22 protein-coding genes are annotated in these 18566 nt (G+C 62.6%); 12 read left to right on the forward strand and 10 right to left on the reverse strand.

Translation table 11 applies throughout. The annotated features are described in order from the left end of the window. The first annotated feature begins 151 nt into the window (after positions 1 to 151). The 3 genes from DCO57_RS13370 to thpR all read left to right on the forward strand — a co-directional run bounded on the left by DCO57_RS13370 (position 152) and on the right by thpR (position 2590). The gene (locus DCO57_RS13370) at positions 152 to 727 is read left to right on the forward strand and encodes an arylesterase (RefSeq protein WP_116699465.1); all 576 of its coding nucleotides are present in this window, start codon (positions 152 to 154) and stop codon (positions 725 to 727) included. A gap of 69 nt (positions 728 to 796) precedes the next feature. Further along, complete coding sequence (locus tag DCO57_RS13375; protein ID WP_116699402.1) at positions 797 to 1849, forward strand: NADP(H)-dependent aldo-keto reductase; 1053 nt, start codon at positions 797 to 799, stop codon at positions 1847 to 1849. A 204-nt stretch (positions 1850 to 2053) separates the two neighbouring features. Continuing rightward, positions 2054 to 2590, forward strand: a complete 537-nt coding sequence (gene thpR, locus DCO57_RS13380; RefSeq protein ID WP_116699403.1) for an RNA 2',3'-cyclic phosphodiesterase — start codon at positions 2054 to 2056, stop codon at positions 2588 to 2590. Here the strand turns inward: thpR and DCO57_RS13385 are convergent. Then, positions 2572 to 3765: a glycosyltransferase family 4 protein gene (locus tag DCO57_RS13385; RefSeq protein ID WP_244287940.1), complete on the reverse strand. Its 1194-nt coding sequence runs from the start codon at positions 3763 to 3765 to the stop codon at positions 2572 to 2574. The genes thpR and DCO57_RS13385 overlap by 19 nt on opposite strands. A gap of 85 nt (positions 3766 to 3850) precedes the next feature. On the opposite strand from DCO57_RS13385, the gene DCO57_RS13390 reads away from it, so the two are divergent. Beyond that, positions 3851 to 4618, forward strand: a complete 768-nt coding sequence (locus tag DCO57_RS13390; RefSeq protein WP_116699405.1) for an alpha/beta hydrolase — start codon at positions 3851 to 3853, stop codon at positions 4616 to 4618. Between the two features lie 9 nt (positions 4619 to 4627). On the opposite strand, the gene DCO57_RS13395 is transcribed toward DCO57_RS13390, so the two are convergent. Beyond that, positions 4628 to 5269 carry a DNA-3-methyladenine glycosylase gene (locus DCO57_RS13395; protein ID WP_116699406.1) on the reverse strand — a complete coding sequence of 214 codons (642 nt, stop codon included), beginning with the start codon at positions 5267 to 5269 and terminating at the stop codon, positions 4628 to 4630. A 100-nt stretch (positions 5270 to 5369) separates the two neighbouring features. On the opposite strand from DCO57_RS13395, the gene gluQRS reads away from it, so the two are divergent. Continuing rightward, the gene (gene gluQRS, locus DCO57_RS13400) at positions 5370 to 6254 is read left to right on the forward strand and encodes a tRNA glutamyl-Q(34) synthetase GluQRS (RefSeq protein ID WP_116699407.1); all 885 of its coding nucleotides are present in this window, start codon (positions 5370 to 5372) and stop codon (positions 6252 to 6254) included. 12 nt (positions 6255 to 6266) lie between these two features. Here the strand turns inward: gluQRS and DCO57_RS13405 are convergent, their stop codons facing one another. After that, entirely contained in the window at positions 6267 to 7241 is a 975-nt protein-coding gene (locus DCO57_RS13405; RefSeq protein WP_116699408.1) for an AEC family transporter, read from the reverse strand. A 164-nt stretch (positions 7242 to 7405) separates the two neighbouring features. Here DCO57_RS13405 and DCO57_RS13410 point away from each other — a divergent pair, with 164 nt between their 5' ends. After that, positions 7406 to 8560, forward strand: a complete 1155-nt coding sequence (locus tag DCO57_RS13410) for a response regulator (protein WP_116699409.1) — start codon at positions 7406 to 7408, stop codon at positions 8558 to 8560. 10 nt (positions 8561 to 8570) lie between these two features. Here the strand turns inward: DCO57_RS13410 and DCO57_RS13415 are convergent, their stop codons facing one another. After that, positions 8571 to 9239 carry a 2-hydroxychromene-2-carboxylate isomerase gene (locus DCO57_RS13415; RefSeq protein WP_116699410.1) on the reverse strand — a complete coding sequence of 223 codons (669 nt, stop codon included), beginning with the start codon at positions 9237 to 9239 and terminating at the stop codon, positions 8571 to 8573. 181 nt (positions 9240 to 9420) lie between these two features. Here DCO57_RS13415 and DCO57_RS13420 point away from each other — a divergent pair, with 181 nt between their 5' ends. Beyond that, positions 9421 to 10239 (forward strand): phosphatase PAP2 family protein, encoded by an 819-nt coding sequence (locus tag DCO57_RS13420; RefSeq protein ID WP_208977939.1) that lies wholly within the window; start codon positions 9421 to 9423, stop codon positions 10237 to 10239. A 9-nt stretch (positions 10240 to 10248) separates the two neighbouring features. Here the strand turns inward: DCO57_RS13420 and DCO57_RS13425 are convergent, their stop codons facing one another. After that, positions 10249 to 10509, reverse strand: coding sequence for a hypothetical protein (locus DCO57_RS13425; protein WP_116699411.1), 261 nt, complete (start codon positions 10507 to 10509; stop codon positions 10249 to 10251). Between the two features lie 114 nt (positions 10510 to 10623). Further along, positions 10624 to 11088 (reverse strand): low molecular weight protein-tyrosine-phosphatase, encoded by a 465-nt coding sequence (locus DCO57_RS13430; RefSeq protein ID WP_116699412.1) that lies wholly within the window; start codon positions 11086 to 11088, stop codon positions 10624 to 10626. A 172-nt stretch (positions 11089 to 11260) separates the two neighbouring features. Between DCO57_RS13430 and DCO57_RS13435 the strand changes: the two genes are divergently transcribed. Further along, on the forward strand, positions 11261 to 11557 hold the full coding sequence (locus tag DCO57_RS13435; protein WP_116699413.1) for a 4a-hydroxytetrahydrobiopterin dehydratase: 297 nt from the start codon (positions 11261 to 11263) through the stop codon (positions 11555 to 11557). Between the two features lie 55 nt (positions 11558 to 11612). Here the strand turns inward: DCO57_RS13435 and DCO57_RS13440 are convergent, their stop codons facing one another. After that, positions 11613 to 11840, reverse strand: a complete 228-nt coding sequence (locus DCO57_RS13440) for a sulfurtransferase TusA family protein (protein ID WP_116699414.1) — start codon at positions 11838 to 11840, stop codon at positions 11613 to 11615. A gap of 210 nt (positions 11841 to 12050) precedes the next feature. Between DCO57_RS13440 and DCO57_RS13445 the strand changes: the two genes are divergently transcribed. The 4 genes from DCO57_RS13445 (at position 12051) to DCO57_RS13460 (ending at position 15631) form a co-directional block, all read left to right on the forward strand. Next, complete coding sequence (locus tag DCO57_RS13445; protein ID WP_165814736.1) at positions 12051 to 12884, forward strand: transporter substrate-binding domain-containing protein; 834 nt, start codon at positions 12051 to 12053, stop codon at positions 12882 to 12884. Positions 12885 to 12956: 72 nt separating this feature from the next. After that, positions 12957 to 13508 (forward strand): DUF924 family protein, encoded by a 552-nt coding sequence (locus DCO57_RS13450; RefSeq protein ID WP_116699416.1) that lies wholly within the window; start codon positions 12957 to 12959, stop codon positions 13506 to 13508. Positions 13509 to 13943: 435 nt separating this feature from the next. Further along, on the forward strand, positions 13944 to 14282 hold the full coding sequence (locus DCO57_RS13455) for a P-II family nitrogen regulator (RefSeq protein ID WP_165814737.1): 339 nt from the start codon (positions 13944 to 13946) through the stop codon (positions 14280 to 14282). Between the two features lie 20 nt (positions 14283 to 14302). Further along, positions 14303 to 15631, forward strand: coding sequence for an ammonium transporter (locus tag DCO57_RS13460; protein WP_116699418.1), 1329 nt, complete (start codon positions 14303 to 14305; stop codon positions 15629 to 15631). Positions 15632 to 15868: 237 nt separating this feature from the next. Here DCO57_RS13460 and DCO57_RS13465 read toward each other — a convergent pair whose 3' ends face one another. From DCO57_RS13465 to DCO57_RS13475, 3 genes are all read right to left on the reverse strand, one after another. Further along, a complete protein-coding gene (locus tag DCO57_RS13465) occupies positions 15869 to 16552 on the reverse strand; it encodes an HAD family hydrolase (protein ID WP_116699419.1) in 684 nt (227 codons plus the stop codon). 69 nt (positions 16553 to 16621) lie between these two features. Beyond that, a complete protein-coding gene (locus tag DCO57_RS13470; RefSeq protein ID WP_116699420.1) occupies positions 16622 to 17449 on the reverse strand; it encodes an ABC transporter permease subunit in 828 nt (275 codons plus the stop codon). A gap of 34 nt (positions 17450 to 17483) precedes the next feature. After that, complete coding sequence (locus tag DCO57_RS13475) at positions 17484 to 18377, reverse strand: cation diffusion facilitator family transporter (RefSeq protein WP_116699467.1); 894 nt, start codon at positions 18375 to 18377, stop codon at positions 17484 to 17486. Positions 18378 to 18566 lie beyond the last annotated feature (189 nt).

An 18566-nucleotide genomic window follows, 5' to 3' on the forward strand; every position in this document is an offset into this window, starting at 1 on the left:
ATCGTCTTCCTGACGGATGCATGGCCTCGACATTGGGACTCATTGCGACCATATGGGCCTGATGTGACGCGTCTTCCAGTCCTGAAAGAGGGTTAGCGTGAACCGATTAATCGCCCGTTTAGCTGTCGTTGTCTTTTTTCTTCTTCCCGCCATGGCCCATTCAGAGGATCTGAAGCTGGTGGTTCTGGGCGACAGCCTGTCCGCCGGATACCAGCTTGCGCCGGAAGAAGGCTTTCCCGAACAGCTCCAGAAGGCGCTGCTTGCACGCGGTCATTCGGTGGAGGTCGTCAATGCCGGAGTGTCCGGCGACACGACGTCCGGCGGGCTTTCGCGGCTTGACTGGTCCGTGGGAGCCGACGTGGATGCGGTGATCGTGGAACTGGGCGCGAACGACGCCCTCAGAGGCATTTCCCCGGAAATCACGCGGAAAAACCTTGAGGAAATCGCCAGACGCCTGCGGGAACGGGATGTGGAAGTTTTGCTCGCGGGCATGCTGGCGCCGCGCAATCTGGGGCCGGAATACGCGGAGGCCTTCGATCCGATCTATGCGGATATTGCAAATACCCACGATACCCTGCTTTATCCGTTCTTTCTGGACGGGGTGGCTCTCGACCCGGATCTCAATCTTGCCGACGGCATGCATCCCAACGCGGACGGGGTCGCCGTCATTGTCGAAAATATTCTGCCGAAGGTGGAAGACCTTCTGGCCAAAGCCCAGTCGTCCTGACGGGCGGGAGCCGAGGCCGCCGGCCTTGCCGCTCCCGCATCGCCCTGTTTGCAAATAAAGGAAATTCTGATGGAACAACGCCGTCTCGGCCGCACGGATGTGCAGGTAAGCGCTCTTTGTCTTGGAACCATGACCTTCGGTGAACAGAATTCGGAAGCAGAAGGCCACGCGCAGATGGATCTCGCGCTCGAAAAGGGCATCAATTTTTTCGACGCCGCCGAACTCTATCCGATTCCACCGAAAAGAGAGACCCAGGGGCGCACGGAGCGCATCATCGGGACGTGGCTTGCCAGGACGGGCAATCGCGACAAGGTGGTCATCGCGACCAAGGTCGTCGGGCGAACCGACATGGACTGGTTCCGTGAAAACGGCGCGCATGGCCGGCTCACTCGTGAGCAGATCGAATTCGCGGTCGACCGCAGTCTGAAAAATCTCCAGACGGATCATATCGACCTCTACCAGATCCACTGGCCGGACCGGAACACCGCTGGTTTCGGCTCGAATCCGACGCGCTGGCGCGACGTGGAGCCGGCGGAGGATGAAAACAGCATCGAATCCACGCTGGAAGTGCTGGCCGATCTGGTGAAGGCGGGCAAGATCCGGCACATCGGCATCTCCAACGAAAGCTCCTGGGGCACAATGCGGTATGTCGCGGCCGCGGAGCGTTACGGTCTGCCGCGTATCGCCTCGATCCAGAATGCCTATTCGTTCGTCAACCGGACCTTCGAGACCAATCTGGCGGAAGTCGCGCACAGGGAAGATGTCGGTCTTCTGGGGTATTCGGTCCTGGCGCAGGGTTATCTGACCGGAAAATACCGCGACGGTGCGTTGCCGGCGGGAGCCCGGAAAACCCTGTTCAACCGCCTTCAGCGCTATGAACATCCGCGGGCGCTCCAGGCGGTCGATGCCTATGTGGATCTTGCCAGGGAAGCCGGACTCGATCCCTCGCAGATGGCCGTTGCCTTCGCGATGTCGCGCAGTTTCATGACCTCGGTGATCCTCGGGGCCACCCGGCTGGACCAGCTTGAAACGGATATCGCGGCAGCCGAGCTGACCCTGAGCGAGGATGTTCTGGAAAAGATCGACGCGTTGCACCAGGAATTCGGCAATCCGGCGCCGTAAACGGCGCGAAACCGGGCCGCCAAAATTGCGGTTCCGGCAAGAATCAATTTGCCCGCACATGCCGGATCCGCCTTCAGCCGATCCGGCATTTGTGTCTTTTCACAAGGAAAACTGACGCGAAATCAGAAACTTGGAATTTTGTCTTGCGAATTTCATGAAGTTGATTCCTCATGGGTTTTATCAGCGACAGCGGAGGGAAAACCCATGCCGCGCCTATTTACAGGCCTTGAGATTCCGTCCCAGACGGCACTCATGCTCTCGATGCTCCGGGGAGGCCTCCGGGGCGCCCGCTGGATCGACCCGGAAAACTACCATCTTACCTTGCGTTTCATCGGTGACATCGACGACCGCACTGCCGATGAGGTCGTGGCTGCCCTCGACCGGATCCGCCGGGATCCGATCGAGATCAGGCTGGCCGGGCTGGGGTCCTTCGGCAACGGAAGGCCGCATGCCGTGTGGGCCCGTGTGGAGCCGACGGCCCAGCTGGCCGACTTGCAGGCGGAGCAGGAGCGCATCCTGCAGCGGATCCATCTGCCACCCGAACGGCGCAAATACATGCCGCATGTGACCGTGGCCCGCTGCCGGACCTCAACCAACGAGGATGTGGCCAAATGGCTGAGCGAGCGGGGAAACTTTCAGGCGCCGCCCTTCACGGCCGGCCGCTTCGTGCTGTTTTCCGCAAAAGCCAGCGTCGGTGGCGGACCCTATCTGGTCGAAGAAGCCTATCCGCTGGCGGCCTGAGCGCCGTTCAGCTGTTGTCCATAGACCGCCAGCGTGCGGGCGCACATGGTTTCGACCGAGAAATTCCTGCGGACATGGTCAAGCGCCCGGCTTGACATCTTTTCCATCGTTGCCGGATCCAGGGCGAGTGCCGCCTGAATGGCGTCGGCAAGGGCCTGAGGGTCGCCGGGGGGCACGCGCCAGCCGGTACGCCGGTCCTCGGTCACTTCCGGCGGGGCGAGCACGGTTTCCGGCACGGCGCCCAGATCGGACACGATGACAGGCACGCTGGCCGCCTGGGCCTCGACAGCCGCGCGGCCGAAGGCTTCCGGTTCGACCGAGGCGACGACCGAAAGATCCGCAAGGGCGAGCGCTGCCGGAACATCCGCGCAATGACCGACAAGGCGGACGCTTTCCTGCAGCCGGTGGTCCGCGATCAGCTTTCTGAGTTCGGCTGCATAGGCTTCACGGCCCTGTGCGTCTCCGGCGAGGATCGCGATCGGTTCATCCAGTCCGGCATCCCTGAGAAGCGCCATGGCCTCGATCACCACCTTCTGTCCCTTCCAGGCGGTCAGGCGGGCCATGTTCAGGATGATGGGCCGTCCTGTGGGTATCCCCCAGCTGTCTTTCAGCGCCTGGCGGCGCAGGGCACTGACGTTTTCCGGGTCGAGCCCCTTCAGGTCCGAACCGCGCTCGATCACCGTGATCCGATCGCTGGCGGATGGGTGCCTGTCGCGGATGATCCCGGCGATGAAGCCGGAATTGGCGATGACCGCATCGCCGCGCGCCATGACCGAATTATAGAAGGCCTTCAGGGTGTTCGTCTGGTTGTAGGTGCCGTGGTAGGTCGTCACGATGGGGATTTTCGCGCGGCGTGCGGCCCATAGCGCCGACCAGGCCGGGGCACGGCTCCTGGCGTGCAGCAGGCTGACATTGCGCTCGGCGATCAGCCGGGTCAGCCGCCCGGCGTTCTTCCACAGTGTGAGCGGGTTCTTCGACTTGACCGGCATGAGGATATGTTCGGCCCCGGTGTCCACAAGACTGTTGACCAGCTGGCCGCCCTGGCTGACCACCAGCGCCTTTCCGCCGGCCTTGACGATTGCCCGCGCCACATCCAGCGTCGTCTGTTCCGCGCCGCCGGAGTTCAGGTCCGGAATGACTTGCAAGATGGTGGTGGCAGGGGGCAATCGGTCCAAGTCTTCCCTCCGGGTGGCCTTTTCCGTCCAAGGCCGATATGTCAGCTGTTCGTGCGAAAGAGTTTAGCAGAACGAGAGCCATAGTATGGGTGCGGGCGAACCGCAATTCATCCCGGTGGGAAAAAACGCCCGGGAGCGCCGTATCGCGGTCCTGGATGCCCCCGGCAGGGGGCCGGGTCTCCTGTGGCTGTCCGGGTTCAAATCGGACATGACCGGTACGAAGGCCGCCGCGCTTGCCGAATTCGGTGCGGCGCGCGGTCAGGCGGTCGTCCGCTTCGATTATTCCGGCCACGGCCAGTCCGGCGGCGATTTCGAGGACGCCTGCGTTTCCGACTGGCTGGAGGAGGCGGAAGCCGTGTTCGACCGGTTCTGTCCGGACGAAACGATTCTGGTCGGCTCGTCCATGGGGGGCTGGATTGCGCTTCTGCTGGCGTTGAGCCGCAAGGCGAGCGGCAGGATCCGGGGGCTGGTCCTGATCGCCCCGGCGGTGGATTTCACCGAGGACCTGATGTGGAAACAACGCTTCACGGAAGACATCCGCCGCACGATCCTGTCGCAAGGCCGCTGGGCACAACCTTCGGCCTATGGCGATGAACCTTATGTCATCACCCGCAAGCTGATCGAGGACGGCCGCAAGCATTTGCTGCTGGGCGGCCCGCTGCATGTGGGTGCGCCGGTCACGATCCTGCAGGGGGCCGAGGATCCTGACGTGCCCGCGAGCCATGCCCGGCGCCTGGTTGAGGCGCTGCCGCTGGACGATGTGACCTTTTCCCTGGTGCCGGATGGCGACCATCGCCTGTCGCGGCCGCAGGACATCGACCTGCTTCTGCGGGCGGTGACCGACCTGTCCTGAACTCCTGCGTCAGACCGGCAGCGTGTCCCGCCCCTGTCTCTGCACCCGGTACCAGGACCAGAACAGACGCGCGGCGACGGCGCGGTGCGGGGACCAGAGCGCCGAGATCTCGTCCAGTGTTGCCGGTGCCGGTTTTTCTGTCAGCTCCAGTGCGTCGCGCACGGCAATCTGCAGGGCGAGGTCGCCGCTGGGAAAGACATCTGGATGCCCGGCGCAGAACAGCAGGAAAATATCCGCCGTCCAGCGGCCGATGCCCTTGATGGCGCACAGGCGGGCATGGGCTTCCTGTGGCGGGGCTTCGGCCAGGTGCGCCAGATCGAGCCCGTCAGCACAGGCGGCGGCGATCGCGCGCAGGGTCCGGATCTTCGGACGGGAAAGACCCGCATCCGCGAGGTCCTGGTCGGAAAAGCGCTGCAGCTGCCCGGCGGTGAGCGGCGAGACCAGCGTCTGAAGCCGCTGGAAAATGGCGGTCGCGCTGGCCACGGAGACCTGCTGACCGGTGACGATCTGGGCAAGGCCTTCAAAATCTGCCGTCCGGCGCCGCAGGGGAAGGGGCCCCGCGATCCGGGCGATGGGCGCAAGACGCGGATCCGAGCGGATCAACTCGGACAGGCCGGTGCGAATGTCGTCTTCTGTGTCAATCGGCTTCATGCGGGACGATCTGGCTGTTTGCGCTCTTGCGCCGGGCCTCGGGGATGCTAGGACTTGAATTCAGGCTCACCGTCCCGTCAACCCCGTTGCGTTGGTTCCGATGACCGAACCCGTCTTCCGTTTCGCGCCGTCTCCCAACGGCCATCTGCATCTCGGCCATGCGCTGTCGGCGCTGCTGAACGCCCGCGCGGCCGTGGCGCTCGGGGGCCGGTTGCTGCTGCGCGTGGAGGATATCGACCAGACCCGCTGCACCCCGGACCTGGAACGGGAGATGTTCGAGGACCTGGCGTGGCTTGGCCTCCATTGGGAAGAGCCGGTGGTGCGCCAGTCGGACTGCTTTGCCTTCTACAGGCAGGCTCTGGAGCGGCTGCAGGATATGGGACTGGTCTATCCGGCCTATCTGACGCGGGCCGAAATCAAGGGCTTCGTGTCCGGCCGGGAAGCGGAAGGGGTCAGCTGGCCGCGCGACCCGGACGGAGCGCCGCTCTATCCGGGCGACGGCGCGGTCCTTTCGGAAGACGAGCGCAAGAGGCGGGCGGCGAGCGATGCGCCCTTTGCCCTGCGTCTGGACATGCAGCAGGCGCTGACCCGGATCGGACAGCCGCTCTTCTGGGAGGAACTGGGCGCGGAGGGGCCGGCGCTGTTCGAGCCGGGCCGGAAAATTTCCGTGGAGGCTGCTGCGTGGGGCGACGTGGTGCTTGCGCGCAAGGACACGCCGACGAGTTATCACCTGTCCGTGGTGGTCGATGATGCGCGGCAAGGCATCACGGATGTGCTGCGGGGGCAGGATCTCTATCATGCCACCAGCGTACACAGGGTGCTGCAGGAATTGCTGGGTCTGCCGGTCCCGCGTTACCGGCATCACCGGCTGATCCTTGGAAAGGACGGCCGCAAACTGTCCAAGTCCAACCGCGACACAAGCCTGAAAATCCTGCGGGATGCCGGTATGAGCCATGCGGAGCTGCGCAAGCGCATTGGTCTTTGAAGCGGGGGAACGTCAGCGCAGTCCCGGACCGAACCACATGTCCAGAAACCAGATCCACAGGCTTGTGGTGATGATGGCACTCAAGGTGGTCACGGTGATTGCGTTGGCCGACATGGCGTGGCCGGTGCCATAGCGATTGGCGAAAATATAGGCGTTGGCACCGGTCGGGCAGCTGGCCGTCAGGGTTGCGACGGCCGTCCACAGAGGCGGCAGGTGGAACACGAATGCCCCGGCGACAAAGACGACGACGGGCATCACCAGCATCTTTACCGTGGCAAGCAGCAGGCCGGGCAGCACGTTGCCGCGCATTCCGTATTGCACCAGGCTCATGCCGAGCGACAACAGTGCCAGGGGCAGGGCTGTCGCGGCGATACGGTCCAGTACGTCCGTACCGATCTCCGGAATTTCGAGGCCTGTCTGACGCCAGACGAAGGCGATGGCGATGGCAAGGATGAGCGGGTTTCTTGCAAGGTTCCTGGCGGCCCCCTTCAGGAGATGGCCAAGCGGGGGCGTGGTGGTGCCGCCGTCGATCGCGGCGGCGCGTTCCATGGCGACGGCCATCAGGATGGTCATGACGGCCAGATGAATCGAAATGATCAGCAGCAGCGGCACCAGACCGTCTTCGCCGTAGACAGCGGCAATCAGCGGCAATCCGACCATGATGCCGTTTGCAAAGGCCGCCGAGATTCCGCCGATGGCTCCGGCACGGGCATCGCGCGCGAATCCCTTGCGGATGATCAGGGCGCCAAGCACCCAGGCGATACCGACCCCGAGGAAATAGCTGGCCCACAGGGCAACAGGCACGCCGGAGCTGAGATCCGCCCCGATCAGCGTGCGGAAGAGCAGAACGGGGATGGAGACGACAAAGACAAAATGTCCGAGGGCTTCGCTGGCATTCTGCTTGAGAACCTGAAATTTCGCCAGGGCATAGCCGATGCCGATCAGAACGAAGACCGGGGCGACAATGGAAAGTGTTTGTCCAAGCATTGGGAAGCGTTGGCCTCTGGCTGATTCGGATATCGCGGGTTCGGGACGTTCGGCAAGCGACCGGATGGACAGCGGCGAGTCATCGGGGTAAGCACAACTTGGCTTTTTGGCACTCGTCTGGCAAGCCCCGTTGACATTCATCCTGGCGAGGGAACCCGGGCTCCATGGCAGACCCCGACGACGACAGCGTCAAAATTGCGCTTCTGGCCCACGATCTGAGAACGCCCCTGGCGGCGATGCGCCTGACCGCGGAACTGATCGGCAATCGTCCGCTGGACCCTGTCCAGCAGGAACATCTGTCCATTCTCGTGCGCTCCATCGATGCCCTGACCCAGCTGACCGGCGACCTCATTCCCTCTGGCAGCTCCGGTGGCGGAAGCGGGTCGAGCCGGGTCGGTGATATTCTTTCCGATGTCGCCGGGCTCTTCCGGATCGCGGCCGAGGCAAAAGGCCTTTCCTTCGACGTTTCGCTCGAACCAGCGGTGAAGGACATCGTCACCGCCCGTGGGGGTGCCTTGCGCAGGGTGTTGACGACCCTTCTCGACAATGCAGTCAAATACACGCCGGAAGGCGGGATTTCGCTGGCCGCCTGGCTGCCGCCGTCCGGACCGGACGGGCGGGAGATGGTGGCCCTGACTGTCGTCGACAGCGGGCCGGGTATCGACCCCGAAGAACAGGCCCGGCTCTTCCGGCCGTTCGTCCGGGGGCGTCATGGCCGCGAGACCGGACCTGGAACGGGTCTCGGCCTGTGGGGCGCGCAGCAACTTCTGCAGGAGATGGGCGGGCAGATGGACCTGAGCCGGCCGGCTGCCGGCGGTAGCAGGTTCGAGGTACGGATTCCCGTTGACGCCATCGCGACCGGGGGGCCGGGCACTTCGGTGGCACCTGCCTGCGTGCGGGGACCGTCCCGGCCGGCCAGCGGGCTTTCCGCCCATGTTCTTATCGTCGACGACAATGATACAAATTGCCGGCTGCTGGAAGCCTTGCTGGAATCCTTCGGCATCTCGTCGGAAATTGCCAGATCCGGCGAACAGGCCATCGGTCTGGTGGGCAAGAGCGCTTTCGATGCGGTGCTTCTGGACCTGCATATGCCCGGCATGAGCGGCATGGAAACCGCCGAGGAACTCAGGCATCTCCGTCCGGAGGCGGATCTGCCGCTGATCGCGGTGACGGCGGCGCTGGAATCGGTGGATGATGATCGCCTGCGGCAGGCGGGTTTCCGGGACGTTCTCACCAAACCCCTGTCTCCCGCTGCCCTCTACGAGGCCATGGGACTTGTGCTGGGAAAGAGCAGCGAAGCCGGTTCGCTGAACCGGTGAGCGCCCTATTTCAGGCCGGGATCCGCGCGGCCGCCTCCAGGGCCTGTTCGAGCCTGTCATCGCCCCAATAGAGCTCGCTGTCGGCGAGCACGAAACTCGGCGCGCCGAAAATGCCGCCGGTTTCCGCTTCCTCCACCGCTTCGCGCAGTCCTGCCTTGGTGCCCGGACTGCGCGAAGCGTCCAGGACTTCCCTGGCCGGCGCTCCGATGTCCAGCAGGATGTCGGCCAGGAGCCCTTCGTCGGAAATATCGCGGCCCTGGCCGAATTCGGCCATGAAGACCGCGCGGACGAAAGCGCCGATCCAGGGCTGCTCCCGTCCCGCATGGGCGATTCGGGCGGCGGGCAGGCTGTTCTGCGGGAACGGGGATGGCGGCATGAAGGGCAGGCCATAACGCTCGCACTGGCGCTGCATGTCCCGCCACATGTAGCGACCTTTCGCTGGATGCAGCAGGAAGGGCGATGTCTGCCAGCCCTGCTTGCGGAAGATCGGACCGAGCAGAAACGGCCGCCATTCGATCCTCGTGCCGGCATCCCGCGACAAGGTCTCGATCCGCATGGCCGAAAGATAGCTGTAGGTGGAGGCGAATTCGAACCAGAACCGGAGGGGCGGCCGCTGCTGCGGCTCGCGCGCTTCGATATCGCCTGCGGGCGTTCCTCCGGCCGGTTCAACTGGCGTCATGTCTGGTCCTCCGCGCATATCCGGCCCGCATCCGGCCGCAAGATATCCCCGACCGGCTTTCGGGCGCCTGACCGAAGACCGATCAATTTTTCTGCGGTCATATGGTTCCATATGGCCGCAGGTTGAACTAGATCATGGATCCATGAAGCATGCCGGGTCCAGCGAGAATAAACCGAAGTCAATGCCGCACAAGGCGGTCGCGTGGTGCATCCGCTACCCGATGGTTGCGGTCTGTCTCTACGTGGCCATTGTCTCGCTGTTCTTCCTCGCCTTTCCCGGCGTGGATCTTCTGGCGAGCGGTCTGTTCTATTTTCCGGGGGCGGGCTTTTCCGCCCAGGATCTGGCCTTTCTGCGGGAGGTCAGGCATTTCGGGCCGTTTCTCGTCCGCCTGATCGCGATCGTCTGCGTGACGGTGCTTGTTCTCAAGCTGCTGGTGCCCGGACGGCCACCGCTGTTGCCGCTGCGCATGCCGGTTTTTCTGATCAGCACCCTCATCCTGGGGCCGGGGGTGCTGGTGAATCTGATCCTGAAGAACAACTGGGGACGTCCGCGTCCTCGCTCGGTCGAGGAATTCGGCGGTGACCTGCCGTTTCAGCCGGTCTGGAAAATCACCGACAGCTGCGACAGCAACTGCTCGTTTGTTTCAGGCGAGGCATCGGCGGGCATGTGGCTGGTCTCGATAGCCTTTCTGGTGCCGGCTTCCTGGCGCAAGCCGGTCCTTGCCTTCATCCTGCCTCTCTGTCTCATTCTCTCCGTCAACAGGGTCGCCTTCGGCGGGCATTTTCTGTCCGACACGCTGATTTCCTGGGGGCTGACCCTGCTGCTCATCCTGGCCATCCACCGGTTGCTTTACGTCAACAATCCGCCGCTGGTGAGCGACATCCGGCTGGACGAGTGGTTCACGGTGAACGGCCGCCGGCTGCAGAGGATCGCCCGGCGGGTCCTGATGCGGATCAGGAGAGCTGTGCGGAGCCTGTTCGGCGTCTTTTCGGAAAGCTGAGCAGGGCCTTTATTTCTTGCGGGGCCGCGTACGCTTGAGGATCCGGGCGAAGTGCAGGGGAGACCTGTCCTCCACCCAGGTGATGGCGTGGTTCAGGTGAGGTGTGTTGCGCCGGCGGCTGCGCAGCAGGCGCGCCGCGCTGCGGCTTGTGGCGATGATGACGATCATGCCCAGAGCCAGAAGCGGCACTCCGGTCGGAATCGGCAGCCAGACGGTCGCCAGACCGAGCAGAATGAGGACCGCAGCAAAAGACCACCACAGAAGTTTCATGATTGGGCCAGGGACTATATCCGGGAGCCCAATCCATACAGCAGGCAGCAAGACGGATTTATGAACCTTGCCCGCAGGGGCTGTTGTTCTTCCCGGTCACGGGCGGCCTCCGGTTCATGCGGGCCGGTCAAGGGCCTCCAGCAACCGTTCACATCCGCTGCGGACAAGACGGTAGACATTTTCGAACCCCTGCGGTCCGCCGAAATAGGGGTCGGGAACATCCATGGGAGGATCGTCCAGCAGCAGACGGATCCGGGCCGTGCCGGAGTGTCTTGCGGCTCGGAGTGCGGCGAGATTGTCGGCATCCATTGCAAGGATGATGTCGAAACGGGCGAAATCCTCCGGGGCGACCTGACGGGCACGCTGCATGGACAGATCGACTCCGTGTTTCGCGGCGATATCGATCGATCGCGGGTCCGGTGGCTTGCCGATATGCCAGGCGCCGGTTCCGGCGGAATCGAGCGTGAACCGGTCGCTCTCTCCCTTTGCCTCGACCAGGGAGCGGAAGACGCCCTCGGCGAGCGGAGACCGGCAGATGTTGCCAAGGCATACAAACAGTAGGGAGCGGGGCAAGGTCATCTCCAGGCAGCGGTCATGACCACGGGGTAACCCGGCGTGCCCGGCATGGCAATGCAAACCTGACAGGTTCGGAGGATGCGGTGTTCGGGTCGCATCGAACCAATCCATTCTCATTCGGGCGTTCACACCCTAGACTGAGCAATCGGGCATTTGCGACCTGGAGGAGGATGAGATGGCGGAGCGACTGAAACCGGAAGAGCGGGCGGCGGGGCTCAAAGCGTTGACGGACTGGCATCTGTGCGAAGGGCGGGAGGCCATTTCGAAGTCCTTCCGGTTCCGGGACTTCCGGCGGGCCTTCAGCTTCATGACCGAGGTTGCGCTGGTGGCGGAAAAGATGAACCACCATCCGGAATGGTTCAATGTCTACCGCAACGTCGATATCACGCTGGCGACCCATGATGCGGGCGGGCTGAGCGCGCTGGATCTGGAGCTGGCGGCGGAGATCGACAGGATCGCGAGCGGTTCCTGACGAGACGGCCGGGGCTGTGGACGGCAGAAATGCCGAGGCGGCCCCGGGCGGCTCCTCACTTGCCTGCCACAAGCAGGAACCGGTGACCTGTTGCGGCTTTTTCCACGCCCTGCAAGGTGTGGCCGTCCTCCCGGCACATGTGGGGAATGTCGATTTCGGCCATGGGGTCGGTGGTGAGCACGATCAGGCGGTCGCCAGGGGCAAGTCGGGACAGGGCCTTGCGCGTCTTGAGAACCGGCAGCGGGCATTTGAGGCCTTTCAGGTCCAGTGTCGTTTCACTCAATGGCTCGGTTCCTGGAGTTGCAGGATCTCAGGGCTTTCGATCTGCCGGTTCATGGCAGGAAATCACATGCCTTTGCGCGCGATTGGAAGTTCGAATTTACGCTGAATATACTATCGAGATACCATGGGGAACGTCAGAAGGCGTTGCTGCCGGCAAAATCGTCAGAACCGCACCGGTATCCGGACTCCTGCAAAAAGGAACCCCGGAAGTTTGCAGACAGGAACAGGTGACCAGTTGAAATCGGGATTGTGGATTTTCGTCTGCGCGGTGTTTGCGGCCTGTCTGTGGGACGGCCCGCAGGTCAGGGCTGACCCCCGGCAGATCCACGTGGTGACCCAGGATTTCGCGCCGCTGCAATGGGACAACAACGGCAGCCCGGACGGTTATGTGGCGGAGTTCATGCTCGCCGTGGTGGAGCGAGTCAGGAGGCGCCTGCCGGTTTCGGTCGCCTCCTTTGACTTCCTGCCCTGGAAAAGGGCGATGCTGACGGCGCAATCGGACCCGAATGTGCTGATCTTCTCGCTGTCGCGCACGCAGGCGCGTGAAGAGGCCTTCATGTGGCTCGGGGAGGTGTCCCCCTATGGCCAGTATTTCTATCAGCTGGACACCCGGCCGGCGGTCGCTGCGGACCGGATCGAGGATCTCGTGTCTCTCAAGTTGAGGATCGGTGTTCAGGATGGCGGCAATCTGCATGGCTATCTGAAACGGCTGGGCTTTGACGAAACCGGCAATCTGGTGCCGATCACCGATTATCATCAGGGAATCGAGATGCTGTATCTCGGCCGGCTCGATCTTCTTCCGCTGACAGGATTTCTGGCCCGGGCCTCGGCCTGCCGGATGGGCTATGACGGGGCACTGCTGCAGCCGGTGGTTTTCATCGAAGACCTTGCGCAGCCCCTGTGGGCTGCCTTCAGCCAGGGCAGCGATCCCGACATGGTCGAGGTTTTCCGGGAGGAGATGGCCGAACTGAGAAAAGACGGCTTTTTCGACAGTTTATATGCCGAGCATATCGACCGTTGGCAGAAACGGGCCTGCGGCGGATAGGCATTTGCCGGAACGGACCAAAAGGTGGCCGCGTCGGGCGGCTGGTTTCAATGCAATGGTGAAAGATACCCAATGACCGATCAGCCGATTACATCGCTGGATGTGCTTGATTTCTGGTGGCAGGCAGGTCCGGAAAAATGGTTTGCCGGCGGCGATGCGTTCGATCGCAGCTGCCGGGAGAAATTCCTGCCGGCGATCGAGGATGCCTTTGCCGGCCGTCTGGACCCGTGGATGGAAACGGCGGACGGCGCGCTTGCGCTTGTCCTGCTGCTGGACCAGATGCCCAGAAACGTGTTCCGGGGCACGGCCGCGGCCTTCAAGGCGGACCCGAAGGCCCTTGCCGTGGCGGAGCATGCGCTTGCCCGCGGGTTCGACCGTGCCTTTCCAAAAGCCGGTCGCGGGTTTTTCTATCTGCCTTTCGAGCATTCGGAGGAGATGGCCCATCAGGAACGATCCGTGGACCTGTTCCGGGGCCTTGGCGACAAGGAACTCTATTACTACGCGCTGATCCACCTGGATGTCATTCGGCGTTTCGGCCGTTTTCCCCACCGCAACAAGGCGCTCGGGCGGGAGACGACCCCGCAGGAACAGGCCTATCTTGCGGACGGGGGCTTTTCCGCCTGACCGGGGCTGCCCGGTAACCCGATTTCCTGAACGCCTGCGTCTGTCTGTCAGCTCCGGCGCGCTTTGCCGCATTTTTATGCGGCGCCGTGGTCGGATTTATTTTTGCATATTTTTTAATCGTCGTCGTTTAATTTGGGCAATTAATAGGCAGAAAAACTGCCTTAAAAGCGGTCAGGTTTGTTTTCTGCCAGGCCTCTCCCTAATCGTTAACGGCTGTTAACGCGCGGATTTCGGCGAAAAACGACAGGTGAGTCAAAAGTTGGCACGGTCCTTGATTAGTAAGGGCCGACACCGTTCCGGGGCCACGCAGCGTGGCAAAGGCAAAGACCTGAGAAGATCCTTCCAGAGGGGAACTTGAAACAGGCGCGAGTTCCGGATCGGTCGCCAGAGCTTCTTCGATGGGAAGGGGCGCTAAGAAGGGGAATGGAACGAGCAATGAAAATAGTGATGGCCATCATCAAGCCGTTCAAGCTCGACGAAGTGCGCGATGCCTTGACCGGTATCGGTATCCAGGGGCTGACGGTGACTGAAGTCAAAGGCTATGGCCGCCAAAAGGGTCACACCGAAATTTACCGCGGCGCCGAATATGCAGTCAGCTTTCTGCCGAAACTGAAGATCGAAGTCGCTGTCGACAGCGCTTCCGTCGACAAGGTTGTCGAGGTGATTTCCAGTGCTGCGAAAACCGGTCAGATCGGAGACGGAAAAATCTTCGTCTACTCGATCGATCAGGCTGTTCGCATCCGTACCGGCGAAACCGACGCCGAAGCTCTTTGATTCAGGTAAGGAAACGTATCATGAAAAAACTTGTCGCTAAGGGCGCGACGACGCTGGCCTTGCTGAGCCTCTCGGTAATGCCGGTACTCGCCCAGGACACCGAGGCCGTTCCGGCCGTGTCCCCTGAGGTCGCCTACATTCTCAACACGCTGCTGTTCCTGATCGGCGGTTTCCTCGTCATGTGGATGGCCGCTGGCTTTGCCATGCTGGAAGCTGGCCTGGTCCGGTCCAAAAACGTCTCCATGCAGTGCCTGAAGAACATCACGCTCTACTCGATTGCGGGCCTGATGTACTGGATCACCGGTTACAATCTCATGTACACCGGTGTTGACGGCGGCTTCATCGGGTCCTTCGGTCCCTATGCCTTCGACGCCGTCGGCGGGGACGCACTCGACACCGGCTATTCCACGGCCTCCGACTGGTTCTTCCAGATGGTGTTCTGCGCGACGACCGCGTCGATCGTGTCCGGCACCCTGGCCGAGCGTATCAAGCTGTGGCCGTTCCTGGTGTTCACCGTTCTTCTGACCGGCTTTATCTATCCGATCGCCGGTTCCTGGCAGTGGGGTGCGGGCTGGCTCTCTGAAATGGGCTTCTCCGACTTCGCCGGTTCCACGCTGGTTCACTCCGTCGGTGGCTGGGCCGCTCTTGCCGGTGCGATCATCCTGGGTGCCCGTAAAGGCAAATACGGTGCCGATGGTTCGGTTCATCCGTTCCCGGGTTCCTCCATGCCGCTGGCAACTCTGGGAACCTTCATCCTGTGGCTCGGCTGGTTCGGCTTCAACGGTGCATCGCAGCTCGCTATGGGCACCATCGCCGATGTTTCCGATGTCTCCCGCATCTTCGCCAACACCAACATGGCAGCTGCCGCAGGTGTGGTCATGGCAGTGGTTCTCACGCAGATCCTCTACAAGAAGGTCGACGTGACGATGGCCCTGAACGGCGCGCTTGCCGGCCTGGTCTCCATCACTGCCGAGCCGCTGGCTCCGTCCGTCTGGCAGACCGTGTTCATCGGCGCTGTCGGTGGTGCGATCGTCGTCTTCGCCGTGCCGATGCTCGACAAGCTGAAAATCGACGACGTGGTCGGTGCCATCCCGGTTCACCTCCTGGCAGGTATCTGGGGTACGCTGATCGTGCCGCTCTCCAACACCGATGCCTCCTGGGGCGTTCAGATCACCGGTATCGTTGCCTACGGCGTGTTCACGCTGGTCGCTTCGGCAATCGTCTGGTTCATCCTGAAAGCCACCATGGGTATCCGGGTCTCGGAAGAGGAAGAAGCGCTCGGGCTCGACAAGGTCGAAGTCGGCGTCGAAGCCTATCCGGAGTTCGGTGTGGGCTCCCAGCGCCTCTGATCAGGATGCGCTGACACAAAATCTCCCAGGCGGTCTGTTGGCTCGGACCGCAAACTTGGAAAGCCCGGGGTTCGCCCCGGGCTCTTTTTTTGGTGTGACGCGAAAGCAGATCCATACGGTAGAAAGCCGGGATCATCGCGCTGGTGACGTTCCTCTTGCCGACCGCCTTCGCCGCCGCCATTGCCGCAAGCATCTCCGGCGGGATCATCGACGAGGGGCTTGTGAAGGCGGCCGCCTTCAGGCCAGCTGAGGGCTGTCGCGCAACAGGCTTGCCAGATTGTCGTGACTGTCGACGATGCGATGGGCTCCGGCTGCCCGCAGCTGGTCCGCGTGCCCGTCATGGCTGTGGCCGCCGCCGACAAACCCCCAGACCTCCATGCCGGCCGCCAGGCCTGCCTTCACACCGTTGATGCTGTCTTCCACGACCAGTGTCCGGGAGGGGGCCACCGCGAGCTTCTTCGCGGCGAAGAGGAAAAGGTCCGGTGCAGGCTTGCCGTTTTCGACCTGCTCTCCGGAATAGATATGCGGGTCGAAAAAGGCAAAAAGACCCGTGTGCCTGAGCTTGTGGCGCAGCCGGTGCACACGGGAGGAAGAGGCGACCGCACGCGCACCCGTGTGGGCTTGCAGCAGCTGCTTGATGCCTTTGATTTCCGACAGGTCGCGATTGATGCGCGCCATGGTGGCCGCGTCAACCTCGGGCGCGAAGCTCTCGGGCAGGCCACCCTTGCCGAGGGCCCGATGATCCTGGTCGAGAGCGGCCCAGTAGTCCGTGCTGCCGAGCCCCTGGAACCGGTTCATATAGTCATCCAGTTCGTAGTGAAGGCCGATCCTGGCCAGATACTCGCGTTCCACGTCCACATAGATCTTTTCGGAATCGACCAGAACGCCGTCGCAATCGAAGAGGATCGCATCAAATGCCATCGGTTCTACCTTTCAAGCGGTTCCGGCGGCACGGGAAACCCGCGGCCGGGTTCCAAATGGCCATGGGCCCTAGTGCGAGCCGTCGAACAGACCCTTAACCACCTGTCGTTGAAACAAGATGACAAGCAGGGCGGGGGGCAGCACGGCCAGAACCACGAGCATCATGCCCGGCAGGCTGGCGCGCCCGAAAAACTGCATGCCCCGCACCAGCGTGTAGGCGCTTTCCTCGGAGGTCACCATGACGGGCCACAGATACTGGTTCCACCCGGTGACGAACAGCACGAGAAACAGGGCTCCGGCGGTGGGCAGGGACAGCGGCAGCAGAATGTCCCTGAAGAAGCGGAGCGGTCCGGCGCCGTCGAGGCGGGCGGATTCCAGCAGGGTGTCCGGCACGGTCAGCAGGAACTGGCGGAAAAAGAGCGTTCCCAGGCCGGAGGCGACGAGGGGCAGAATGAGGCCGGAGCGCGTATTCACCAGTCCGAGGTCCGCAACGACGTCATAGGTGGGCAGGAAGCGGGATTCCAGCGGCAGCAGGAGGGTGAGCAGAAGGACGGAGAAGATCAGATTCGCGAAGCGGACGCGGAAGTAGATCAGGGCATAGGCCGTAACAAGCGACAGGACCACCTTCAGCCCGGCGAACCCCGCGCCGAGCAGCAGGGAGTTCCACAGCATGGTGAGCGCTGTCACGTCACCGGAAAAGCCGTAGCCGGAGGTCAGGAAACGGCTGTAGTTCTCGAATGCGCCGGTGCCCAGATCCAGCCGCAGCATCACGGGGGAGCCGGCCGCGTGGGTGGTTGCCGCGAACAGGGAATAGGCCGGCAGTACCATGAAGAGCGATCCGGCAATCAGGATCATGTGATCGGCAAGCTGGGCATGAAACCGGCGCCAGGAAGGCATTTTCGGATCGTCCTGTTTCAGGAAAGGGCGTGATCTAGAGAACGACAATACCGGAGTGCTTGGCCTTGTGTTCGGGTTCCACATGAATGGTGACCCTGGCACCCGGAACGTCTTCGGCTATGGCGATTTCAATCCTGTCGCAGATATCGTGCGCAGCTTCAACCGACATTTCTCCGGGAACAACCAGATGGAAATCGACAAAGGTCGATTTTCCGGCGATGCGGGAGCGAAGGTCGTGGGCTTCCAGGGCGCCTTCGCCATGTTCGGAAATCTGCAGGCGGATCTTGTCGAGGACGTCGGCGGAAGCTGCTTCGTCCATGAGGCCGCCGACCGATTCCTTGACCAGTCCCCAGCCGGACCAGAGCACGGCGAGGCCGACAAGCGCCGCGAGGGCCGGATCGAGGAGCCTCCAGCCGGTCAGCAGTACCAGAACGACACCGGCCAGCACACCGGCCGACGTGAGCACGTCCGTCATCAGGTGTTTGCCGTCCGCCAGCAGCGCCGGCGACCTGGTCTTCTTGCCATTGTGTATGAGCAACCGCGCCCAGAGCGCGTTGATGAGGGCGGCGGCCAGGTTCATGGCGATGCCTGCCGGCGAATATTGCGGACTTCCGCCACCGGTGAAGCCGACCCAGGCGGCATGAAAAATGGAGAGTGCCGCAAGGACGATCATCACGCCGACCAGCACGGCCGCGAAATACTCGGCCTTGTCGTGCCCGTAGGGGTGATTGCTGTCGGCGGGTTTGGACGCGAACCACACGGCAGCCAGGGTCGCGATCGAGGAAGCGATGTTGACGGTGGTTTCCAGGGCGTCGGAAAAAAGCGCGACGGACCCGGTCAGCCAATAGGCGGCAAACTTGAGACCGAGCACGACGATGCCGACGACGATACTCAGAAAGGCAATCCGCAGCCTGCGCTTCAGGTCCATGTCATACCCCCGGATCAAACCGCCCGGGCAGACTGCGCGAGGGCGGAAACGCCGGTCGAACCCAAGATGCTCCCGCATGTTGCCGTCAACCGGTTTCAGACTTCCGGCCGGTTTCGGCAGGAGGCCGGCCGATCGGATGCGCGGATCGGCCGGGGCAAGGGGTAGCAGTTTTTGCGCGGGTTACAAGAC

The organism is Labrenzia sp. 011 (assembly GCF_003075075.1).
Lineage (GTDB): Bacteria > Pseudomonadota > Alphaproteobacteria > Rhizobiales > Stappiaceae > Roseibium.

Coding starts and splice junctions, on each gene's coding strand:
- DCO57_RS13370 (WP_116699465.1), top strand. CDS start 152: ATGGCCCATTCAGAGGATCTGAAGCTGGTGGTTCTGGGCGACAGCCTG.
- DCO57_RS13375 (WP_116699402.1), top strand. CDS start 797: ATGGAACAACGCCGTCTCGGCCGCACGGATGTGCAGGTAAGCGCTCTT.
- thpR (WP_116699403.1), top strand. CDS start 2,054: ATGCCGCGCCTATTTACAGGCCTTGAGATTCCGTCCCAGACGGCACTC.
- DCO57_RS13390 (WP_116699405.1), top strand. CDS start 3,851: ATGGGTGCGGGCGAACCGCAATTCATCCCGGTGGGAAAAAACGCCCGG.
- DCO57_RS13395 (WP_116699406.1), bottom strand. CDS start 5,269: ATGAAGCCGATTGACACAGAAGACGACATTCGCACCGGCCTGTCCGAG.
- gluQRS (WP_116699407.1), top strand. CDS start 5,370: ATGACCGAACCCGTCTTCCGTTTCGCGCCGTCTCCCAACGGCCATCTG.
- DCO57_RS13405 (WP_116699408.1), bottom strand. CDS start 7,241: ATGCTTGGACAAACACTTTCCATTGTCGCCCCGGTCTTCGTTCTGATC.
- DCO57_RS13410 (WP_116699409.1), top strand. CDS start 7,406: ATGGCAGACCCCGACGACGACAGCGTCAAAATTGCGCTTCTGGCCCAC.
- DCO57_RS13415 (WP_116699410.1), bottom strand. CDS start 9,239: ATGACGCCAGTTGAACCGGCCGGAGGAACGCCCGCAGGCGATATCGAA.
- DCO57_RS13420 (WP_208977939.1), top strand. CDS start 9,421: ATGCCGCACAAGGCGGTCGCGTGGTGCATCCGCTACCCGATGGTTGCG.
- DCO57_RS13425 (WP_116699411.1), bottom strand. CDS start 10,509: ATGAAACTTCTGTGGTGGTCTTTTGCTGCGGTCCTCATTCTGCTCGGT.
- DCO57_RS13430 (WP_116699412.1), bottom strand. CDS start 11,088: ATGACCTTGCCCCGCTCCCTACTGTTTGTATGCCTTGGCAACATCTGC.
- DCO57_RS13435 (WP_116699413.1), top strand. CDS start 11,261: ATGGCGGAGCGACTGAAACCGGAAGAGCGGGCGGCGGGGCTCAAAGCG.
- DCO57_RS13450 (WP_116699416.1), top strand. CDS start 12,957: ATGACCGATCAGCCGATTACATCGCTGGATGTGCTTGATTTCTGGTGG.
- DCO57_RS13455 (WP_165814737.1), top strand. CDS start 13,944: ATGAAAATAGTGATGGCCATCATCAAGCCGTTCAAGCTCGACGAAGTG.
- DCO57_RS13460 (WP_116699418.1), top strand. CDS start 14,303: ATGAAAAAACTTGTCGCTAAGGGCGCGACGACGCTGGCCTTGCTGAGC.
- DCO57_RS13465 (WP_116699419.1), bottom strand. CDS start 16,552: ATGGCATTTGATGCGATCCTCTTCGATTGCGACGGCGTTCTGGTCGAT.
- DCO57_RS13470 (WP_116699420.1), bottom strand. CDS start 17,449: ATGCCTTCCTGGCGCCGGTTTCATGCCCAGCTTGCCGATCACATGATC.
- DCO57_RS13475 (WP_116699467.1), bottom strand. CDS start 18,377: ATGGACCTGAAGCGCAGGCTGCGGATTGCCTTTCTGAGTATCGTCGTC.